This is a genomic window from Pyxidicoccus caerfyrddinensis (assembly GCF_010894405.1).
Taxonomy (GTDB): Bacteria; Myxococcota; Myxococcia; order Myxococcales; family Myxococcaceae; genus Myxococcus; species Myxococcus caerfyrddinensis.
This window is the reverse complement of sequence record NZ_JAAIYA010000003.1, coordinates 155,956-176,907: the sequence shown is the minus strand read 5'-3', so window position 1 is coordinate 176,907 and position 20,952 is coordinate 155,956. Positions and strand designations below refer to the sequence as shown.

Sequence of the window (20,952 nt, the reverse complement as noted above, 5' to 3'; positions counted from 1 at the left end):
TGTCACGGCGGAATGTCCGGGCAACCCGGGGGCGCGGGCCGGTCTATGCTCCTGCCTCCCGAAAAGAGGGTGGATGAGCGACGGGGCGTTGTTCTCGATGGACTCGGTGAGACCCGAGTCCCGGTACCAGTGGCACCTCTGGCTGGCGGACCTGCTGGACCTGGCGACGGCGGCGCTGGTCGGCTGGGCCGCGCTGCGCCTGCTGGAGGTGGAGCGCACGGCGGGAACGATGTTGCTCGCCGTGGCGCTGGCGTGGCTCGTCGCGTCCGCGGTGGGCGGGCTCACCGGCCGGACGCTGTGGCGTCAGGTGGCCGGCGTGCGGCTGGTGCGGGGCGAGGTCGCGCCGGGCCTGCCGCTCGGGCTGGCGCGGGCCGCCACCGCGCCCGTGGAGTTGCTGCTGACGGGCGTGCTGCACCGGCGCCCGCTGGACGCGAAGCTGGGCGTGCACGCCGAGCCGGTGACGCCGGGCGCGGGCCCGCGGCTGAAGGGCGTGGCCGTGCAGTTGCCGTGGCTGGTGGTGCTGGCCGGCGCGGTGTGGCTGCTCATCACGCCGACGAAGGCGGAGACGCTGAAGTACCTGGGGAAGACGCTGACCGGCTGGCACTGCTGCCACGGCACGCGGGACGCGACGTGGGAGTGCCGGCGCTCACTGGACCGGCTGGTGCGCAGCGCGCGCGGTGGTGACGCGGAGGCGAAGGCGCTGGTGGCCGACTGCCCCGTGGCCGTGGACCGGCTGAACGAGTGAGGGGCACGGGTCCGGCGACGAAGGCCGGACCCTTCGCGGTGGAGCCCGGCTACTTCAGGTCCAGGATGGTTTCACCTTCGTCGCAGTAGATGCCCACCTTGCCGGAGCCCACGTCGTAGGCCGTGTTGAGCGTGAACCGCTTGTTGCTGACGGACTTCTCCTCATGTGGCGCAACGCTGCCCAGCCAGGCCGATTTGCGCCTGTCCTTCACCACCGTGCAATCGGTCCACGGCGTGGTGCCCGTGTTTCGAATCTTGATGCCCGGCTCGACGAGGTTCTCCGTCCAGGTCTGCTCCCTCACCGAGCCATAAATGCTCTTCTTCTCGGGCTTCGTGGGCGCCTCGGCGGTGGCCGGCTCCTCGGTGTCGGTGCCCGACTCGGCCTTGTCGGGAGCCGCCGCCACGAACCCGGACACGTCCACGAAGAGGTCTCCGGGGGCGACCTGCGCCTTCTCGTCGAGCTCGAGGAAGGCTCGCAGGGGATACAGCTTCCTCGCCCTGGCAGGCGGCGACACCACCCGGGCCTTGCCGAGCACTTCCCGCTTGTTGTTCTTCAGCGGGGGCCCCACCACGTCCACCTCGACGTCCGGAACGAACCCCGTCACCCCCAACCGCGTGACGTAGACCTTGCCGTTGTCGTCCACGACCTGGAGGACCTTCGCCGGGGTGACGTACTTCGGGGCCGGCGCGGGCGCGGCAACAGGGGTGGGCGGGGTGGCGGGCTTCTTCTTCCCCGGGGCCTTCGCCGTCGTCGTGGGCGCCGGGTGCGCCGCGGGCTCCACCGGCTCCGTCGTGCCGGGCGTCACGCTGCCAGCGGCGACGCTCGCCGAGGACGGCACGGCCGCCGCCGCCGGAGCGCCCTGTCCCGAGGCGGCCACCACGGGCCCGGCGTCCCCGGCGCCAGTGGCCGGAGCTCCCGTCGTCGCGGTCCCCGTGTTGGAGGCCGTGCCCGAAGTCCCCGCGACCGCCGTGCCCGTCGTGCCAGCCGCCGTCTCGGGCCCCTTCACGCTCCCGCTGTTCGTCGTGGGGGCCGGAGTGTCCTTCACCGCGGTGGCCGGGGCCTGCGCCGCGCCTCCCGTCTTGCCGACGACCAGCGCGGTGGTGGCGGCGGTGGCAATCACCAGCAGCACGGCGATGGCGGCGTAGAGCCCCGTCGGACGTCTCCGGGCCGCGCGCGCCTCCAGCGCCTCCTCGGCGGCGGACGCGTCCACCTCCACCGCGGGCACCGGACGCGACGGCTTGCGCACGCCCTGGCTTCCACTCGGTGCACGCGCGGGAGCCGGCGCGGCGCCGGAGGGCTGGCGCACCGAGGTGGCGCCCAGCTCCGCGGCGTCATCGTCCGCATACACGGCGTCGGGCCGGGCCACGCCTCCCGAGGAGCGCGCGGGCTGGCTGTCGCTCCCGCCGCGCACCATCGTGGACTCGTAGCCGGAGGCGTCAGCGTCCGCCGGCGGCTGCGGGCCGGTGCCGAACATGCCCGTGCCCGTGCCCGGCGCGGGGGTGCGGTGGTGGCCTGAAGACGAGCTGACCTTGGAGATGAGCTTGCGCTGCGAGGCGAAGGCCTCCGGGCACAGCGCGCGGACGAACTGGCCCACCTCCTCCGCGCCCACCGCCGCGCCCGTGCGGACCAGCTCCCCGTTGAGCGCGCGGGCCCATTCATCCGAGCGCGCGTAGCGCGTGTCCGGCTTCGCCTCCAGCGAGCGCCGCACCACGGCGTCCAGCGCGGCATCCACGTCCGGCCGGGCCTCGGTCAGCGAGGGCACCACCGGCTGCGACATGGCCGCCATCATCTCCCCCACCGTCCCGTGGGGAATCAGCGAGCGGCCCGCGAGCATCTCCCACACCACCACGCCGGACGAGTAGATGTCGCTGCGGTGGTCCAGCGCCTCGGCGCGCACCTGCTCCGGGGACATGTACCCCAGCTTCCCCATCACCGTGGCCGGCAGCGTGTACTTGCTGCGCGCCGCGGACTTGGCGAGGCCGAAGTCGATGACCTTCACCTCGCCCTCGTACGACACCATGACGTTGTGCGGGGACACGTCGCGGTGGACGATGCCCAGCGGCGTGCCGTCCGGCCCCGCCTTGCGGTGCGCGTAGCCCAGGCCCTCGGCCATGCGCTGGCCGATGAAGAGCGCCACCGGCACCGGCACCTGGACGTTCTGCGCCCGCGCCTGCTCCAGCAGGTACGCCAGGTCCACGCCCGCCACGTACTCCAGCGCCATGAAGTAGGTGCCGTCCGCCTCGCCCATGTCGTACACCTGGGCAATCGACGAGTGGACGAGGTGCACCAGCACCTTGGCCTCGTGGTGGAAGCGGTCCAGGAACTGCCGGTCCTTCAGCAGCGTCGGCAGAATCGTCTTGACGATGCACGGCTTCTCGAAGCCGGCCGCGCCGCTGATCTTCGCCAGGAAGACCTCGCCCATGCCGCCCTGGCCCAGGGGGTGGACGAGCTCATAACGCCCGAGGAAGCGTGGGGACTCTGTAGGTGCGGTGCTCATGGCTTCTCCCGGCAGCGAAGCACCCGCCACTGGACGAATCAAGCAGGCGGGGGACTTCCAATGGATGGACACCTTTGTCGCCCTGAACGGAAAGCCCCTCCCCCGGGGAGGGTGTCAGACCCTTCCGGCAAGACTGTCCGTGAAACCGCCAATACGTCCCCGGCTCCGCGTCGTTGAGACTTTTCACGAGTGAGTCCGGGGCCCACCCGTCGGTGTGGGTGGGCGGCCGGAGCGCCACGCCGTAGGCGCGGTTCCCGGGGGCGTCCAGGGTCCGGAAGCGGTTCCGGCCCCCAACACACGGGATGTGAACCTCCACACCTCCCGTTGCCCCGGCCTCCCGCAACCGTTGCGGAGGCGCGAGGCGATGCACTCCCTGGAGGCATGCGCGACTGGCCGGAGGCATCCGGGCCGCTGCGTATGGGTATCTCGCCGGGTGGCGGTGACGGAAGGAGTGGCTCATGAAGCGCTGGGGACTCGTCGGGCTCGTGGCGATGGTGGCATGCGCACCGGAGGACACTTCTTCCAGGAACGCCCAGGGCGGGATGTGCCCGAATGTCTCGGCGGGCGCGCTGGAGGCGGCCCCGCCGGGCCAGTCCAGCGGCCCCGACACGCCGAAGGATGACGGCCGCCAGTCGTACATCGTCCGCTTCCGGGACGGCGGCGTGTCGGCCGCCTCGCAGGTGCACCAGCTGGGCGGCCGGGTGACGTCCACCTACCGGAGCGTGCCCGCCGTGGCCGCGCGCCTGACGGAGCACGAGCGCGACGCGCTGGCGAGGGACTCGCGGGTGGAGAGCATCGAGCCGGACCAGGTCTGGCACTCGCTGGGGCCGACCACCGTGCCGGCGCTGGCCTTCGCCTCCGCGACGGTGAAGGGCAGCACCGCCAAGGGCGAGTACACCGAAGGGCTGCGCCAGGTGCAGGCGAACCAGGTGTGGGACGTGGACGGGGACGGCCAACCGGACCCGGGGCGGCCCACGGGCCAGGGCGTGCGGGTGTGCATCATCGACAGCGGCCTGGACCTGGAGCACCCGGAGCTGCGCGGCGCGGTGGTGGCGGGGCACGACTTCCTGGACGATGACGACGAGCCCTGGGACGGCAGTCCTGCCGATTGGGGCACCGGCCATGGCACGCACGTGGCGGGCATCATCGCCGCGCGGGCGGGCGCGGGCGCCGAGGCCGGGAAGGAGCTGCCGTCGGGCCGCGGCCTCATCGGCGTGGCGCCGGGCGTGGAGCTGGTCATCGCCCGGGTGCTGGACTTCTACGGCAGCACGCAGATGAGCTACGTGCTGGAGGCGCTGGAGTACTGCTCGAGCCAGGGGGCGAAGGTGGCCTCGCTGTCGCTGGGCGGCGGCTTCGCCTCGCGCACCACGCTGCAGGCCTTCAAGGCGGCGTACAACGGCGGGATGCTGGTGGTGGCCGCGTCCGGCAATGACGGCGGCAAGGTGGTGTCCTACCCCGCGTCGGACCCGTCCGTGCTGGCGGTGGGCGCGGTGGACGCGCAGGGACGGCGGGCGCCGTTCTCCACGGGCGGCCACGACCTCGGGCTGATGGCGCCGGGCGTGGACGTGCTGTCCACCTTCCCCAGGGGCTGGGGCACCCTGGCCAACATCACCGCGGACGACACGTCCCCCGTGGCTCGCGCGCTGCTGTACGCGCCCCCGGGCGGGTACAACGAGAAGCTGGTGGACTGCGGCGGGGCGGAGACGATGGACTCGTGCGCGGGCAGCGTGTGCAGCGGCTTCATCGCCTACGTGCGCCCCGGCCGTGTCTCCGTGGAGCAGGCCATGGTCAACGTGATGATGCAGGGTGCCAAGGCCGTCATCTTCGCCACCGACGTCGTGGGGAGCGGCGCGCAGGTGCTCTCGCTGCCCCAGGGCGGCACGTGGGTGCCGGCGGTCACCATCAACCATGCGGGCAGCACCATGCTGAGCCGGCTGTTCGACTACCCCGTGCGCATCGACGTGGACCGGGCGGACTACACGTACATGTCCGGGACGTCCATGGCCGCGCCGCACGTGAGCGGCATCGCCGCGCTGCTCTTCAGCGCCCACCCGTCCGCCACGCCGGAGCAGGTGAAGAATGCCCTGCTGGACACCGCGAAGAAGCTGGGCGCCGACGACTTCAGCGAGGACTACGGCCGCGGGCTGGTGCAGGCGAAGGACGCGCTGGACGCGCTGGACGCACTGTCGCCGCTGCCGTGAGCCGGGCGCTCTGGCCGTCGGGATGAGGCCGCCCCGCCCCACGGGGCGGGAAGGGCGGGCACATGAAGTGCCCGAGGGGCCGCCGCCAGGAGGGAGGAGCGGCGCACCCCCGGCGCCGGGACGTTGCCGGGACTACCCCCGCGGAGCACGTTGCCTTTCGGACGAAGGAAAAAGGAGTCCGAGCGATGAAGGCATTCGTGCTGAGCGGGTTGTGCGCGGCGGCGCTCTGGGGAGGCGCGGCGCGGGCCCAGGAGGATTACCAGCCTCGCGCGGAGAACGTCGAGGTGGAGACCGTGGAGCAGTACAGCCGGACGAACCGGGCGGACACCGGCGTCTACGCCATGCTGGCCGGTGGCGCGGAGGGCTACACCGGACAGCTGGCGCCGTCGGTCAACCCCGGCCTGTCCTATGGCGCCACGCTGGGCTACCGCCCCTCGCCCTACTTCGGAGTCGAGCTGGGCTACAGCGGCGGCCTGACTGACGTCGACTTCAACCGACCCAACGGCGGCGGCATCGCCGAGGGCCCGGACATCGTCCGCAACGGCGGCCAGGCCCTCCTCGTGGGCAACATGACGGACACGAAGCTGCAGCCGTACGTGGTGAGCGGTGTCGGCGTGGAGACCTACAACGTCCGCAGCGACGGGCGGGGCTCGGCGCTCGGCTTCAACGACGACACCAGCGGCTACGTCCCGGCGGGCATCGGGCTGCGCTACCAGCTGGGCGGCCTCATCACCGCCGACGCGCGCGTCGCCTACAACATCCTGTTCGACCAGGACTTCGCCCCCAGCACGCTCGACCCGGGCGTGGGGGACGGCCGCTACTCGGCGACGCTGTCGCTGGGAGGGACCTACTGAGCGCCCGCTCCACCGAGCGGTCACGGAGACAGCGGGCGTCCGGACGTATGCGTGCTCCGGGCGCCCGCGCCGACTTTCCGGGGGCGGTAGCGCCAGGGAGGGCCGGGCGGGAGGACACCGGCCCTCCCGCCGCGGCGGGCACATGACGGCTCAGGCCGGGCGGTCAATCTGCCGGCGCGCCGCGGCCCAGGTCCCCTGGAGCCACTTGGGGAGCTGGCCCTCTATCTTCCGCGCCTCGGCCTCGACGAGCTGCGTGTGGAGCGCGGCGAACACGCCGTGGAGCACGAGGCGCACGTTCTCCGGCTCGGCGTTCAGGTGGTTGGCCACCATGAGGTAGAAGTCGTCGCGGTCCAGGTTGGCGGGCTCCTCGCCGCGGTGCCGGTGGCAGGCGCCCATCATCTCCCGGACGTCCGGCGAGAGCTGCTCACGCAGCTGCCGCACCAGGCCTCCGGGCAGCCGCTCCGACAGCGCGCAGAACACCGCCTCCGCGGCGAGCGCCGCCTCGTAGGCCGGAAGCTGCGCCGACACCTTGTCGAGGAAGGACTTCCGGTCCGTCCCCACCCCCAGTCCCGACCACGACTGCGTCTGATCCTGCTTCTGCATCGACATGCGCGTCTCCTCTCCTGGCCTTCACCGTGGGGGCGGCGGCAGCGGCTGGCAGCAGGCGGAGGGCCATCGTCCCGGCCGTTTGCTCCGCGTCACCGGGCTGTCACCGGCAGAGCAAGCGGCCCCGCCGGCTTCGCGGAAATGGGACGCGTGTGTCCATTCCCGGGACATCTCGCACCGTGTCATGTCTGTCTTTGATTGCAGCGATGAAGCGGCCTGATTCTCCGATACAGCGCGTGTCCGAAAGAGGGACACAGTGTCCGGAAGTGGTCGGAATTCCTGGAGAATTCCAGAAACCCCGTACCGGCGGGGTGGCACAAAAGAAATGGAATGAATTCCCTACGCAATTGTATGGGTGGCCGCGCCGTAGGTCGCCTGTACCGCGGCCGAGCCGCCTTCTCGTTACCCCACGAATTGAGGATTTATGTATCGGATTGCCGTTGCCGCCCTCGTCCTTGCCGCCACCGGTTGCGCCACCATGGGAGGAGGAGGCAGCCGCGAGGGCAACGCCACCGTCGCGGGCGTGGTGAGCCTGCCGCAGAGCGGGATGAAGAACGACGGCGCGTGCGACCAGCTGAAGGTGGTGGTGTCGTCGCCGTCCACGCCGGCGGACGCGCTGGGCCGGGCGATGCTGAAGCCCAGCCGCAATGGCCGCTGCTCGTTCACGGTGTCGGGCCTGCCCAGCGAGATGGACCTGCAGGTAGGTCTGGCGGTGGACTCCGGCCTGAAGTGTGAGAGCGGGGCCACGCCGACGATTACGCCCGCCCCGTCGGCGGTGAAGATGAAGAGCTACGGCACCGCGAACCGGGACTTCACGCTGAGCTGCGGCGCCTGATGACGCCGGGTCCGCGTCCCCTCTCCACTCGAGGGGGGACGCGGGGGATTGATTCGCGAGGAAGGGGACGCGAAGCTGCCGGCTCGAAGTCCAGGAATGGCGTGAGGTACCGGGATGGCCGGGGCCGCCATGGACGTGAAGAAGGACGACCCGGTGATGACCCCGTATCGCTTGCGCGCCGCAGCGCTCGCCCTGGCCCTGGGCGGGCTGGGGCTGGCGTGTGACTCCGAGGAGGCATTTCCCAACCTCGACGAGCTGGACCAGCTCCGAAGCCTCCACACCCAGGCGCGGCAGCCCCCGAAGGACGGCACCAACCGGGTGGACGGCGTCGCGCGGGCGGAGCGGCTGGGCGACCTGCTCTTCCACGACCCGAAGCTGTCGCGCTGTGGGACGGTGTCGTGCCAGAGCTGCCACGGCGGCGACGGGCGCACGGTGGACACGGCGACGGCGGAGGGCTGCGGCGGCCAGCGCACGCTGCGCAACCCGCCCACGGTGCTGAACGTGGCCTACAGCCGCTGGTTCATGTGGGACGGGCGCGCGGACCGGCTCTGGAGCCAGGCGGTGCTGCCGCTGACGAACCCGGTGGAGATGAACTCGGACGCGACGGTGGTGGGCGCGCGGCTGGCGGCGGCGGAGTACCGGGGCGAGTACCAGGCCCTCTTCGGCAGATTCCCCGAGGACGAGGCGGGCCCGACGCTGCTGGCCAACGTGGGCAAGGTGCTGGCGGCGTACGAGCGGACGCTGGTGCGCATCGACGCGCCCTTCGACGAGGACGTGAAGCGCTTCATCGCGGCGGCGGAGGCCGGGACGGCGGAGGACGACGCGGCGTACCTGGCGCTGAAGACCTTCGTGCGCAAGGGCCAGTGCGTGGTGTGCCACAAGGGCCCGTCGCTGAGCGACGACCTGTTCCACAACATCGGCGTGGAGGACTCGGGGAGCGGCGCGGGCGGACAGTGGGCGGCGCTGGAGCCGCTGCTGGACTGGGAGTTCAACGCCGCGAGCGCCTTCAGCGACGCGCCGGCGGGCACGGACGCGGTGCGGCTGAAGACGCTGCGGACGCAGGCGAACCAGCAGGAGATGGAGGGGGCGTTCCGCACGCCGTCGCTGCGCAACGTGGCGCTGACGGCGCCGTACATGCACACCGGCGCGCAGGCCACCCTGGAGGACGTCATCGACTTCTACAACGAGGGCGGTGACCCAGCGGGCTCCTTCACCGGGCGGAGGACAGACACCATCGTGAAGCTGGACCTGTCCGACGAGGAGAAGCAGGCGCTGGTGGCGCTGCTGAAGTCGATGACCGGGGCGGCGCGCTGACGGCAGCGTGAGGGGGCTCCCGCTGGACGGGAGCCCCGCGGTGCTGCTCAGCGCACCAGGTGGAAGTCCGTCTGGCGCTGCCAGCCCCAGTGCACCTTCCCCTGGGCGTCGATGGTGATGTCCTCCTCCTGCGCGGAGCGGACGCGCTGCCCGTTCCACTCGGGCACGGCCGTCGTCGCCTGGAGCTCGATGGAGAACCACTGGTTGGCGATGACCTTGTGGTCGCCGTTGCCGGGCACGCCCTCCTGACGGTCCCACAGGCCGACGAAGGGGCCCGCACCGTGGCCGTGCAGGCCGATGGGGTGCGAGTAGATGGTGCCGTCGAGCCCCTCGCCCTTCATCCGCTCGCGCGCGACGCGGAGGATTTCGTTGCCGGTGCGGCCGGGGCGCAGCTCCTCGAAGACGATGTCCTGGAGGCGGTTGGACGCCTTGAGCGCGGCCTTGAGGCCCTCGGGGGCGTCCTTCTCGCCCTCGCGCAGCACGTAGCCCATGTGCTGCGTGTCCGTGTTCAGGCGCAGCGCGGTGATGCCGAAGTCGCAGTGGAGCACGTCGCCGCGCTGGATGACGGGGTCCTCGCCGAGCTGCTCCTCGGTGGCGCCCTGGCGCTGCACGTCCACGGAGGGGTGGAACCAGGTGTCCAGGCCCAGGTCGGTGAGCCGCTGCCGCATCCACCACTCCACGTCGTGCGCGCGGGTGGTGCCGGGAGTGATGACGTCGCTGGAGAAGGCGCGCTCGATGATGTTCCAGGCGAGCTTCGTCATGTCCTCGTAGAAGCGGGCCTCGTCGGCGGAGCGCCAGGCGATGAGGTCCACGACGAGCCCCTCCGCGGGCTTGAAGCGCTTGACCCAGTCGGGACCGAGGGCCTCGGCCATGCCCTCGTATTCGCCGTGGGTGAGGCCGTCGGCGAAGGCGAAGGTGCGGGACACGTTGAGGCCGATGACCTTCGGGTTGCGCTCCTGGAGGACCTGCTTGAGGACCTGCCACTGCTCGGGGCCCCAGAGCTCGGCCTCGCGGCTGACGCCGCCGCCGTCCACCTGGCGCTGGGCGCGGCGCGGGGTGAAGACACCGCCCTGCGAGCCGCCGCCGAGGGCGAGCCGCTCCACGCCCTTCTCCGGGCCGCGGTCGTGGAAGACGTAGATGGTGCGGCGGCGGGCGGCGAAGGTGGTGGGGGCGGACAGCGCGGTGAAGACGGGGTCCTCGTTGTACTCGCGCATGGGGACGACCCACAGCTCGATGCCGTACTGGCGCATGAGCTGGGGGAGGGCCTTCTCCATGCGCTCATTGAGCCAGGCCTGCTGGCGCTGGGCCTGCTCGCGCAGGGTGCCGAAGGGGCGCTCGGGCGCGGGGGCGCGGGTGGCGGTGATGGCCAGCGGCTCACCCGGCGAGGAGGCGGGTGCGGTGGCACAGGCGGTGGACAGGAGCAGCGGTGCGACGAGCAGGGTCCGGGTGCGCATGGGCGCGCAGTCTGTCACGGGTAGGGGCGGTGCGCCGCTGTGACGCGCGAGCGTGCAAGTCAGGGAGCGGCCGGAGGCTTTGCGCGCGGACTGACCTTGCGCAGGTCGCGGAACCCATCTCCCACGATTCGCATCGCGTTCCTCAATGCATCGACGGGACCGACACCCACGACCGAGTAGAAGTCGGGATGCTGCGGGTACTCGATAAGCAGCGGGCAGTACCAATCCCCGTTCGGGTCTCCCGGAATCGGGACGGGCCGGCCGACGGTGATGCGGACGAAGCGCTTCTGCCCTTCATCCGTCTCGAAGGACCAGTAGTCGTCGGCAATCGGGTCATCAATGGAGGTGAGCTGCGGCAGCCAGCCAGCCATGAGGCTCCTCTCACTCTGTCCGCTCGGGACACCGGGTAGAGTCGTCCATACACGCATGCACGCGGTAGCACATGTTCTTGCACGCGACCTTCGTGCCCGAGACGGCTGCCCAACACAGCTCACGCTGCCAGGACTCCGCCAGCCCCCGACAGAAGCTCTCGAGCACCGCGCCTCCGGCATCACAAGCCTTGAGGCACGTGTCCAGGTTGAAGGTACCAGGCTCAGTGGAAGCAACGGTGGGAGGCGGACATCCCTCTGGATTCAGCGCACAGAAGCTCCCGGGCCCCCGAGGATGGTCCGCTCGAAGCGCGGAGCTGGAGCCCGCGGAGTGCGCTCCACAGGAGAGCAGGAAGGCCACCCCGCCTCCCGCGCCAAGCAGCAGCCTCGCTCGCTGAAGCCAAGACGGGATGACCATCGTGCCTCCGACGAGGTCGGTCACTGCCGGACACGATAGAGACTTCTCCTCCGCAGCCAGGAGCGCGCCGAACCTCCGCGCGTCAGGAAACGAACACGGACCTCAACTCAAGGAGCCCCCGCGCACGCCGCGTCATCCACGCCGCACACCGCGCTCACCCGCGCCGCGTCCGGAGCCCGCTGGCACTCGCTCGCCAGCGCCGACTCCAGCTCCTCGGTGCGGATGCGCATGCACTGCACGCATCCCGACTTCGCACCCGAGACAGCGCCGTTCAGCTCCGGCTCCACCGCCGCGTACGCCGCGAGCACCTCCGCCACGCACTGCTCATACGGCCCCGTGCTCCCGTCACACCGCTCCGCGTACGTGCACATCGCCGCGGCCGTGCGCTCCGCCAGCTCGGTGTAACTGAGTTGCGCCTCCTCCGAGCCTCCACAACCCGCGAGCAGCGCGCCCACCACCAGGAATCGCTTCATGCCCGCATCTCACCCGGGCGCGGCGCCGCCGTCATCCACGGCGCCGCATGCCCGCCCGCTCACGGCGCGCTCGACCCCTCCGCGCGGCACTCCCCCGCCCCGCAGACCTCCGCGCCGCACGGCCCGCAGTCCACCGTCCCGCCACAGCCATCCGCCACCGGCCCGCACATCCCCTCCCGCGCCGAGCACACCGTCGGCACGCACCCGCCCGGCACGTACCGCTCGCTCACGGACAGCAACCCCCCCACCTCATTCCCACCGCCCATCACCAGCACCGCGCCGTCCGGCAGCATCGCCGCAGCCAGCTTCCCGCGCGGCTCCGCCAGCGCCGGCACCGACGCCCACGTCCCCGTCGCCGGCTCGAAGCGCTCCACCGACGCGAGCGCCCCCGTCGTGTAGTGCTCGCCACCCAGCACCCACACCGCGCCGTCCGCCGTCACCACCGCCGCGTGGTGCTCGCGAGGCACCGCCGGCGCCGCCACCAGCGTCCACTCACCCGTGTCCGGCGCGTATACCTCCGCCGTGCTCGCCGCGCGCGCCGTCGTGCCCCCCACCACCAGCACGCGCCCGTCCGGCAGCAGCGTCACCGTGTGCGCCAGCCGATGCGTCCCCGCCGCGCCGCCCGCCGGTCCCGCCTTCTCCCAGTGGCCCGTCGCCGCGTCGTACACTTCCGCCTGCAGGCCGCTCGCGAAGAGCGCCTTGCCGTTGGCCAGCAGCACCGCCGTCCGAGCACCGCCGCGAGCGAAGCCGGACGCCTCCGCCGCGCTCCACGTGCCCGTCGCCGCGTCGTACAGCTCCGCCGAGCGCAGTGGCCGCCGGTCCACGTCCGTGCCCCCCGCCACCAGCACGCGCCCGTCCGGCAGCAGCACCATCGCCGGGTCATTGCGCGCCTCGGCCATCGACGCCGTGTCCGTCCACGCCCCCGTGGCCGGGTCGTAGACCTCGGCGCTCGCGAGCGCCCCCATCGCCGTGCTGTGCGTGCCCCCCACCACCAGCACGCGCCCGTCCGCCAGCCGCGCCGCCGCGTGGTTGCGCCGCGCCGTGCGCATCGAACCCGTCACGTGCCATGTGCCCGATGCCGGCTCGAACACCTCGCAGCTCGCGAGCGTGCGATTGCCGTCATGCCCTCCCACGGCCAGCACCCGCCCATCCGCCAGCGAGACGAAGGGCAGCAGCTGGCGCGGCGTGGCCAACGCCAGCGGCCGCGCGGCCGCGTCCACGTGCCCCTCTTCGGCACGTGGATCGGAGCTGCACGAGAACACCAGCGCGAAGAGCGCCGCGGTAACGCAGGATGTCGAGAACCGTCGCATGAGCCCACCCGGATGGCTGGTCGAAGCGGACTCGTTTAGCCTGACGGTCTGACATTCCTGGGCTATCCCACCTGAGTGATTCCCGACGCTTACACCGCCCCGCGGGTCGGAATTCCAGCAAAGCGAGTTCGTGACGGGGCCCGCGCCAGGGGCGCTGGCGCAGCGCATCACTCAGTGGTGGACGGGCTCCACCTCCAGGTCGGGGGCGGCATTCACGGGCTCGGCGTCCATGCCCTGGCAGTGGCGGGGTGGCAGGGCGCCGCCGTCGTCGTCCTCCTCCAGCGTGAGCAGCGGGTGGTCCGCGTTCGCCAGGTACACGTCCTGGTCGCGGATGAAGTCCACGTCGCCGTACTCCACCAGGTAGTCGCGCCGCGGAATGGGCACGATCCCCTGCTCCAGCTCGAAGTGGATGTCGCCCACCGCGGCCACGCGCCCCACGACGCGCCCGTCCGCGGTCCGCACCGTCATCCCCTCGCGCACTTCCCCGACCTGAACCATCTGGGCCTCCTCGTGCTCGTGGCGCCCGGACCACCCGGGCCCGCATGAGAAGAACAGTGCGGGCTCGCACGGCGGACGGCACCAGCGGGGAGACGGCCAGAGGAGCGCCCGTCCCTGCTGCCTGCTGCTGGCACGGGCATCGCTTCCCCCTGCCTCGAGCGCGGCTCAACGTGAGGGGCCAGCGCGCACCGCGCAGCAGAGCAGGAGGAGGAGCCCTCCACTGCTCCGATGCGGAAGCGGAGAGGGACACGGCGTCAGGCGGACGGGCGACGCGGGCGCCGGGCGGGCACTCGGGGCCGGTGCTCGCGGCGGTGCCTAACGTTCGTCGCAGGAGGTGCTTCATGCTGTTGGAACTGTCCGCGATAGAGGCGCGCGAGCTGAAGCAGGCGCTGGACTCGGCGCTGCGCGTGCTCCTGGACGAGATTGCCCATGCCGACCAGCGCGCGTATCGCGACATGCTGCGCGAGCGATACGACCGGATGGAACAACTCACGCGGCGTCTGGAGATGACGCTCGAAGGAAACCAGGTCTACGCCTGAGTCCGGCGCAGCGGCTCGCATGATTCCGGACTCCATCATCGCGTATCTCCAGCGCCACCGCGTCCCCTTCGAGCGGCGGTCGCACTTCCGGGCCATCCGCGCGCAGTCGCTCGCGGCGTCGCTGCACGTCACGGGCTTCCAGGTGGCGAAGACGGTCATCCTCCATGCGCCGGACCGGCTGTGGCTCTGCGTGGTGAGCGCCCCGGACACCGTGGACCTGGGCCGCGTCGCGGAGATGCTCGGAGTCCGGAGGCTGCGGCTGGCGGAGGAGTCCGAGTTCGTCGACCTCTTCCCCGAGTGCGAGGCAGGCGCCGAGCCCCCCTTCGGCCAGCTCTACGGCCTGCCCGTGATGGTGGACGAGCACCTGCGCCACGCCGGGCGGTTGCTGTTCCGCGCGGGCTCGCACACGGAGGTCCTCGAGCTGCGCTTCGAGGAGTTCCTCCAGTTGGAGGAGCCGCTGCTCGGGCACATCGTCAGGGACCGTCCGAGGGAGCTGGCGTACGCACCGGCGGAGCTGCACGCGTAGCACGCGGCAGCGGCACCCCCATGCGCTCACTCGGAGGGCGCCTCATGCAGCGCTTCGCAAGGCATTGAACCCTCCCCGTGGATGACCTTGCAAAGAATTGCGCAGCTCTCTAACGTCAATTGAAGCGAGCCTCTACTCTCCTTGACCTGTCGGGTCGTCGGGAATGGGCAGCACGTCCCATTTGGAGAAGTACCGGGAAGAACCTCGCTCACGGCACGACTCCCGTTCAGACAGGCGGAGCACCTCACCCCGAGGGCCACCGCGCTGACTTGATCGACCAGGCCGGTGTCTTCACGCACCGGATTCAATCGGAGGTGCGGATGGACTCGGCAGGCGGCCCTTCATTCCCTCGCATGAATTAGCAACAGAGCCCTGACGGCTTCGCGCCCTCTCGGATTGGCAACCGCTGCACTGCCACGAGATGCGCCTGCCAGGCGTGAAGCCGCACACGGCTCGCTCTACCTCTCATCCCGGCGCGACTCGCACGCGGCCGGAACAGGACACCTGCATCCATGCGAATCCTTCAGGTCATCCACGGCTACCCGATGCGGTTCAACGCCGGGTCCGAGGTCTACACCCAGGCCCTGTCCCAGGCGCTCTCCGGACGCCATCAGGTCCAGGTCTTCACCCGGCAGGAGGACTCCTTCGCGCCGGACTACACCCTGCGGCGCGAGTCGGACCCGGACGACCCTCGCGTCCAGTTGCACCTCGTCAACCTCCCCAACAGCCGGGACCGCTACCGCCACGAAGGCGTGGACCAGCGCTTCGCGGAGGTCGTCGACGCGTTCCAGCCGCACGTCGTCCACGTGGGCCATCTCAACCACCTCTCCACGTCGCTCCTCGAGGTGGCCTCGTCCCGTCAGCTCCCCATCGTCTTCACCCTCCACGACTACTGGCTGATGTGCCCGCGTGGCCAGTTCATGCAGATGCACCCGGAGGACCCGAACAACCTCTGGGCCGCCTGCGGTGGACAGGAGGACCGCAAGTGCGCCGAGCGCTGCTACGCGCGCTACTTCTCCGGCGCTCCCGAGGAGCGGGAGGAGGACATCGCCCACTGGCAGGGCTGGGTGCGCCGCCGCATGGAGCACGTGAGGCGGATGGCCGAGCGGGTGGACCTCTTCATTGCCCCCTCGCGCTACCTGCTCGAGCGCTTCCGCGATGACTTCGGCCTGCCCGCCTCGAAGCTGCTGTACCTCGACTACGGCTTCGACCTCGCGCGCCTGCGCGGCCGGCAGCGCCAGGCCGAGCCGGAGCCCGTCCTCGGCTACATCGGCACGCACATCCCCGCGAAGGGCATCCACCACCTCCTCCAGGCCTTCGGCCAGGTGAAGGGCCAGGCGAGGCTGCGCATCTGGGGCCGCCCTCGCGGCGCGGACACGGAGGCACTCCAGGCCATGGCCCGCGCCCTCCCCGGAGACGCCGCCGCCCGCGTCGAGTGGCGCCCCGAGTACCGCAACATGGACATCGTCCGCGACGTGTTCGACCACGTGGACGCCATCGTGGTGCCGTCGGTCTGGGCGGAGAACTCGCCGCTCGTCATCCATGAGGCGCTCCAGGCCCGCGTCCCCGTCATCACCGCCGACGCGGGCGGCATGCGCGAGTACGTCCAGGACGGAGTGAATGGACTGCTCTTCACGCACCGGGAGCCCGGGTCGCTCGCACGAGCCATGCAGCAGCTGGTGGACGAGCCCGGGCTCGCGGCGCGCCTCGGGGCTCGCGGCTACGTCCAGTCGGTGAGCGGCGACGTCCCCGGCATGGCGGAGCACGTGCAGCAGGTGGAGGCGCTCTACGCCCAGGTCATCCGGAGCAGGCGCGAGGCCCGGCAGCCCACGCGCCCGGGGCCATGGCGCATCACCTTCGACACCAACCCGGACGACTGCAACCTCAAGTGCATCATGTGCGAGGAGCACTCGCCCTACAGCCACACGCAGCGCGAGCGCGAAGCCGCCGGAGTGCCGAAGCGGCGGATGCCCCTCTCACTGCTGCGTCGGGTGATGGAGGACAGCCGCGACACGCCGCTGCGCGAAATCATCCCCTCCACCATGGGCGAGCCGCTGCTCTACGCCCACTTCGACGACATCATCGACCTGTGCATGGAGCACGGCGTGCTGATGAACCTCACCACCAACGGCACCTTCCCCCGGAGGGGCGCGCGCGAGTGGGCCCGGCGGCTGGTGCCCATCACCTCCGACGTGAAGATTTCCTGGAACGGAGCGACGAAGCAGACCCAGGAAGCGGTGATGCTCGGCACGCGGTGGGAGCGGGTGCTGGAGAACGTGCGCACCTTCATCTCCGAGCGGGATGCGCACGCCCACGCGGGCGGCCACCGATGCCGCGTGACGCTCCAGCTCACCTTCCTGGAGTCGAACGTGGCGGAGCTCGCGGACATCGTGCGGCTGGCCGCGAGCCTCGGCGTGGACCGGGTGAAGGGCCACCACCTGTGGGCGCACTTCGAGCAGATACAGCCGCTGTCCATGCGCCGGAGCCCCGAGTCCATCGCCCGCTGGAACGCGGCCGTCCGCGAGGCGCGCGAGGCGGCGGCGGCGCATCCCCTGCCGGACGGGCGCACGGTATTGATGGAGAACATCCATGTGCTCGGGGAGGAGGCCGTGGCGGACCTGGCTCCCGGTGCGAGGTGCCCGTTCCTCGGGAAGGAGGCCTGGGTGAGCGCGCTCGGGCGCTTCGACCCGTGCTGCGCGCCGGACAAGGAGCGGCGGACGCTCGGCGAGTTCGGCGACCTGAACCACGTGGGCATCCAGGAGGTGTGGAACGGAGAGAAGTACCTGCGGCTGCGGGAGACGTACCCCGAGCACCCGCTGTGCAAGGGCTGCAACATGCGCCAGCCCGCGGAGGTGGCGCGATGAGCGACTGGGCGAAGACGCGGGTTGCGCTGGACCGGACGCACCACCTGCTGGACGGAGCACCCCTGTACTCGGAGCGCTTCACGGAGGTGCTCTCCTTCCACGCACCCGGGCTGGCGGCGGCGCTGGACGCATCAGGCGCCTTCCACATCGACACGGCGGGGCGTGCCGCCTACTCGCGCCGCTTCCGGCGGACCTTCGGCTTCTACGAGGCACTGGCCGCCGTGGAGTCGGAGGACGGAGCGTTCCACGTGCGCCCGGATGGCTCGGCGCTGGCGGGTGTGCGGCACGCGTGGTGCGGGAACTTCCAGGATGGGCGCTGCACCGTGCGCGGCACGGACGGGCGCTACTTCCACATCGACCGGGAGGGGAGCGCGGTGTACGGCGAGCGGTACGCGTACGCCGGAGACTACCGGGAGGGCAGCGCGGTGGTGCAGGAGGGCTCCGGCCTTCACCTGCACATTGACCGGGACGGGCGCCCGCTGAATGCCCGGCGGTTCCTGGACCTGGACGTGTTCCACAAGGGCTACGCGCGGGCGAGAGACGCGCGTGGCTGGCACCACGTAGACCGGGACGGGGCCCCGCTGTATCCGCACCGCTTCGCGGCGGTGGAGCCCTTCTACAACGGCCAGTCGCGAGTGGAGCGCGAGGACGGCGCGCTGGCCGTCATCGACGAGCGTGGAGAAACGGTGTGCGAACTCCGGCCGCCCTCACGGACGGAGCTGGAGGGGCTGTCCGGGGAGATGGTGGGCTTCTGGAGGACGCAGACGCTGTGCGCGGCGGCGGAGCTGCGCATCCTGGAAGTGCTTCCCGCCACGGTGGCCCACGTGGCCGAGCAACGTGCACTGCGCCCGGACCGCTGCGCGCGCCTGCTGCGTGCCCTGGGAGAGGTGGGGCTCGTCGAGCGGGAGGGTGACACCTGGAAGGTGACCCGGCGTGGTGCCCTGCTCACTCCCGCGCACCCGATGAGCCTGCACGATGCCGCGCTCCACTGGGGCCGGGACTGCTACGGGCTCTGGGAGGAGCTACCCGCGGCGCTGCGCCAGGACACGCGCTGGGAGCCGCCTCGCTTCTTCGAGGCGCTGGCGAAGGCCCCGGAGCGCGTCGCGAGCTACCACCGCGCGATGGCCACGTATGCACGGCACGACTACACGGACCTCGCGGAGTACCTGCCGGAGCTCACCCGAGGGGTGGTGCTCGATGCGGGTGGAGGTTCGGGGACGTTGCTGTGTGAGCTGCTGCGGCGGAGACCGGAGCTCCAGGGAGTGCTGCTGGAGCGGCCGGAGGTGGCGCGAAGCGTGGAGGTGCCACCGGACCTGCGTGAGCGGCTCACGGTGCTCCCAGGGGACTTCTTCGCCCCGTGGAGTGTCCAGGCCGATGCGGTCATCCTGGCCCGTGTGCTGCATGACTGGGATGACGCGGATGCGCTGCGCATTCTGCACCGTGCTCGCGAAGCGCTACGGCCAGGAGGTCGAGTCCATGTCATCGAGATGCTCCTCGAAGGCGTGAGCGGCGGCCTGCTCGACTTGCACATGCTCGTGACGACCGGAGGCCGCGAGCGCACCGGGGCGGAGTTCCGGAAGTTGTTCGAACTGGCGGGTCTTGATGCCCCCTTGCAGCGCGTGCCCTACGGAACGAGGGCCTTGCTCAGCACGGGCGTCAGCCAGCATGGAAAGGAGGCCGCAAATGACTCGCGCGTTGGATAATGAGTTCGTCCTGGCCTATGCCCGCGGGCCTTCGGAGGCGGTGCGAGCTCAGGCGATCGCCCACCACCAGAAGGTCCGCGCGCAACTGGGGGACAGGGACTACGTGACCTTCCTCCAGGGCTCCTACAGCAACGACACGGCCCGGGCGGACATGAATGACGTCGACATCGTCGCCGTACGGCGGGGCCTCGGCGGCGCGGGCTCCGCGTCCCTCGGTGCGGAGCAGTGGAGCAGCCTCTTCCGGGAGGTCGGAGCGAAGCTTGCTCCCCTCGGCCCATGGAAGCGGGAGGACAAGTGCATCCGGCTGAATACGCCGGGCGTGCGCGTCGATATCGTCCCGGCCATCGCGCTCGGGAGCGACCCTGCCGGGGACCCCATCGCCATCTATTCGTTCAGGACGGGCAGGCAGAAGAAGAACTGGCCCCATGGCCACCAGGAGCGCGGGCGCCTGAAGAGCCAGGCCACGAACGGAGGCTTCAAACAGGCAGTCCGGTTGTTCAAGAAGTGGAAGACGTGCCAGTTCGGCACGAGGAAGGTCGCGCCCTCGTACTACGTCGAATCGCTGCTCTACCAACTGCCCAACGACACCTTCTCCGGCGACCCCGTCATCGACTTCATGACGGTGGCGAAGCGAATCGTCGAGCGGTATCCGCGTGCCCAGGGCTCCCTGTCCCGCATCGCGGGCGAGGGCAACCTCCTGACTCCCGACGAGTGGGACGCCACCTCGTTCGGCGAGTTCCTCGGCAAGCTGGCGACGGCGATTCCCCACGCGGAGCGGGCGCTGCAAGCGCCTGACAGGGAACGGGCGCGCTCAGCCTGGAGGGCGGCCTTCAATGGATGCTAGTCCCCGAACCATCTTGGCGCTCGACGGAGGTGGCATCCGCGGCATCCTCACCGCCGCCTGCCTCGCCTATGTCGAGGAGCACCTCCAGATCCGAATCGTGAAGCACCTGCGGCTGCTCACGGGCACGTCGACGGGAGCCATCATCGCCCTCGCACTGGCCTCTGGCATGTCGGCGAAGGAGGCGCTGGAGGCATACAAGACGGCAGGTCCCCTCATCTTCGGCCGGGGCCGCGGCTGGTTCTCACGACTGTTCAGGACGGCCCATGACAATACCCAGCTGATTCACTGGCTCCAGCGGACGTTCCAGGAGAAGACGCTGAACGACGCCTGCGTCCCCATTGCCATTCCCACGCTCGAAGCGCTGACAGGGCGAACCCGGGTGTGGAAGGACAACCACCATCCAGACCTTCGGGAAGGCGGGAAGAAGATGTGGGAGGTGGCGCTGGCGAGCGCGGCCGCCCCCACGTACCTGCCAGCCGTCCAGATTGAAGGGCTCGGCACATACCTGGATGGAGGGCTGTGGGCGAACAATCCCTCAGTGGTGGGGCTCATCGAGGCACGGCGCTACCTGGGAGCGGACTTTCCATCCACGAGGCTCCTCTCGATAGGCACCGGAAGACGGAAGCGACACTTCCGCTACCAGGACATCCGCAATCGAGGACGGCTTCGCTGGGCGCCTGATGTCATCGAGGTCGTCCTCGCCGCCCAGGCAGATGCCGCCCACGAGCAGGCTCGTCTGCTGATTGGTCCGGAGCGATACCTCCGCATCGACGAACCTCTTCCCGGCGACATCGCCCTGGATGACCTCCGGGAAGCAGGCACCCTGGAGCACCTCGGGCGCGAGGCGGGCATGCGGCACCTTCGGGACGTGGAGCGATTGTTCCTCGCAAGGGAATGAGGCGA

At 70.8% G+C, this 20,952-nt stretch carries 18 protein-coding genes; 11 read left to right on the top strand and 7 right to left on the bottom strand.

Annotated elements, in window-relative coordinates; genetic code table 11:
• Positions 1–73 precede the first annotated feature (73 nt).
• On the top strand, positions 74–745 hold the full coding sequence (locus G4D86_RS07830) for a hypothetical protein (protein ID WP_163991175.1): 672 nt from the start codon (positions 74–76) through the stop codon (positions 743–745).
• Positions 746–794: 49 nt separating this feature from the next.
• Here G4D86_RS07830 and G4D86_RS07825 read toward each other — a convergent pair whose 3' ends face one another.
• Positions 795–3,242, bottom strand: coding sequence for a serine/threonine protein kinase (locus G4D86_RS07825; RefSeq protein ID WP_163991173.1), 2,448 nt, complete (start codon positions 3,240–3,242; stop codon positions 795–797).
• A 458-nt stretch (positions 3,243–3,700) separates the two neighbouring features.
• On the opposite strand from G4D86_RS07825, the gene G4D86_RS07820 reads away from it, so the two are divergent.
• Both G4D86_RS07820 and G4D86_RS07815 read left to right on the top strand, forming a co-directional pair.
• Positions 3,701–5,443, top strand: a complete 1,743-nt coding sequence (locus G4D86_RS07820) for a S8 family serine peptidase (protein WP_163991162.1) — start codon at positions 3,701–3,703, stop codon at positions 5,441–5,443.
• 185 nt (positions 5,444–5,628) lie between these two features.
• Positions 5,629–6,297: an outer membrane beta-barrel protein gene (locus G4D86_RS07815; protein WP_163991160.1), complete on the top strand. Its 669-nt coding sequence runs from the start codon at positions 5,629–5,631 to the stop codon at positions 6,295–6,297.
• A gap of 150 nt (positions 6,298–6,447) precedes the next feature.
• Here G4D86_RS07815 and G4D86_RS07810 read toward each other — a convergent pair whose 3' ends face one another.
• The gene (locus G4D86_RS07810; protein WP_163991158.1) at positions 6,448–6,906 is read right to left on the bottom strand and encodes a DUF2267 domain-containing protein; all 459 of its coding nucleotides are present in this window, start codon (positions 6,904–6,906) and stop codon (positions 6,448–6,450) included.
• Between the two features lie 421 nt (positions 6,907–7,327).
• On the opposite strand from G4D86_RS07810, the gene G4D86_RS07805 reads away from it, so the two are divergent.
• Both G4D86_RS07805 and G4D86_RS07800 read left to right on the top strand, forming a co-directional pair.
• Entirely contained in the window at positions 7,328–7,738 is a 411-nt protein-coding gene (locus G4D86_RS07805; protein ID WP_163991156.1) for a hypothetical protein, read from the top strand.
• A 156-nt stretch (positions 7,739–7,894) separates the two neighbouring features.
• Entirely contained in the window at positions 7,895–9,052 is a 1,158-nt protein-coding gene (locus G4D86_RS07800; RefSeq protein ID WP_163992168.1) for a cytochrome-c peroxidase, read from the top strand.
• 47 nt (positions 9,053–9,099) lie between these two features.
• Here G4D86_RS07800 and G4D86_RS07795 read toward each other — a convergent pair whose 3' ends face one another.
• The 5 genes from G4D86_RS07795 to G4D86_RS07775 form a co-directional block, all read right to left on the bottom strand.
• The gene (locus G4D86_RS07795) at positions 9,100–10,506 is read right to left on the bottom strand and encodes a M24 family metallopeptidase (protein WP_163991154.1); all 1,407 of its coding nucleotides are present in this window, start codon (positions 10,504–10,506) and stop codon (positions 9,100–9,102) included.
• A 59-nt stretch (positions 10,507–10,565) separates the two neighbouring features.
• Complete coding sequence (locus tag G4D86_RS07790) at positions 10,566–10,877, bottom strand: DUF6968 family protein (protein ID WP_163991152.1); 312 nt, start codon at positions 10,875–10,877, stop codon at positions 10,566–10,568.
• 522 nt (positions 10,878–11,399) lie between these two features.
• Complete coding sequence (locus G4D86_RS07785; RefSeq protein WP_163991150.1) at positions 11,400–11,765, bottom strand: hypothetical protein; 366 nt, start codon at positions 11,763–11,765, stop codon at positions 11,400–11,402.
• Positions 11,766–11,824: 59 nt separating this feature from the next.
• Positions 11,825–13,075: a Kelch repeat-containing protein gene (locus G4D86_RS07780; RefSeq protein ID WP_163991148.1), complete on the bottom strand. Its 1,251-nt coding sequence runs from the start codon at positions 13,073–13,075 to the stop codon at positions 11,825–11,827.
• A 171-nt stretch (positions 13,076–13,246) separates the two neighbouring features.
• Positions 13,247–13,573 (bottom strand): DUF2171 domain-containing protein, encoded by a 327-nt coding sequence (locus G4D86_RS07775; RefSeq protein WP_163991145.1) that lies wholly within the window; start codon positions 13,571–13,573, stop codon positions 13,247–13,249.
• Between the two features lie 341 nt (positions 13,574–13,914).
• On the opposite strand from G4D86_RS07775, the gene G4D86_RS07770 reads away from it, so the two are divergent.
• The 6 genes from G4D86_RS07770 (at position 13,915) to G4D86_RS07740 (ending at position 20,947) form a co-directional block, all read left to right on the top strand.
• Positions 13,915–14,112: a hypothetical protein gene (locus tag G4D86_RS07770; RefSeq protein ID WP_163991143.1), complete on the top strand. Its 198-nt coding sequence runs from the start codon at positions 13,915–13,917 to the stop codon at positions 14,110–14,112.
• 19 nt (positions 14,113–14,131) lie between these two features.
• Complete coding sequence (locus G4D86_RS07765) at positions 14,132–14,638, top strand: aminoacyl-tRNA deacylase (RefSeq protein WP_163991141.1); 507 nt, start codon at positions 14,132–14,134, stop codon at positions 14,636–14,638.
• Positions 14,639–15,150: 512 nt separating this feature from the next.
• Complete coding sequence (locus G4D86_RS52070; protein WP_205519493.1) at positions 15,151–17,502, top strand: glycosyltransferase; 2,352 nt, start codon at positions 15,151–15,153, stop codon at positions 17,500–17,502.
• Positions 17,499–19,205 (top strand): methyltransferase, encoded by a 1,707-nt coding sequence (locus G4D86_RS52640; protein ID WP_240360113.1) that lies wholly within the window; start codon positions 17,499–17,501, stop codon positions 19,203–19,205. Before G4D86_RS52070 ends, G4D86_RS52640 begins: the two co-directional genes overlap by 4 nt.
• Positions 19,186–20,049, top strand: coding sequence for a nucleotidyltransferase-like protein (locus tag G4D86_RS07745; protein WP_163991139.1), 864 nt, complete (start codon positions 19,186–19,188; stop codon positions 20,047–20,049). The genes G4D86_RS52640 and G4D86_RS07745 overlap by 20 nt, the downstream gene beginning before the upstream one ends.
• Positions 20,039–20,947: a CBASS cGAMP-activated phospholipase gene (locus G4D86_RS07740; RefSeq protein ID WP_163991138.1), complete on the top strand. Its 909-nt coding sequence runs from the start codon at positions 20,039–20,041 to the stop codon at positions 20,945–20,947. The genes G4D86_RS07745 and G4D86_RS07740 overlap by 11 nt, the downstream gene beginning before the upstream one ends.
• The last annotated feature ends 5 nt before the right edge of the window (positions 20,948–20,952 follow it).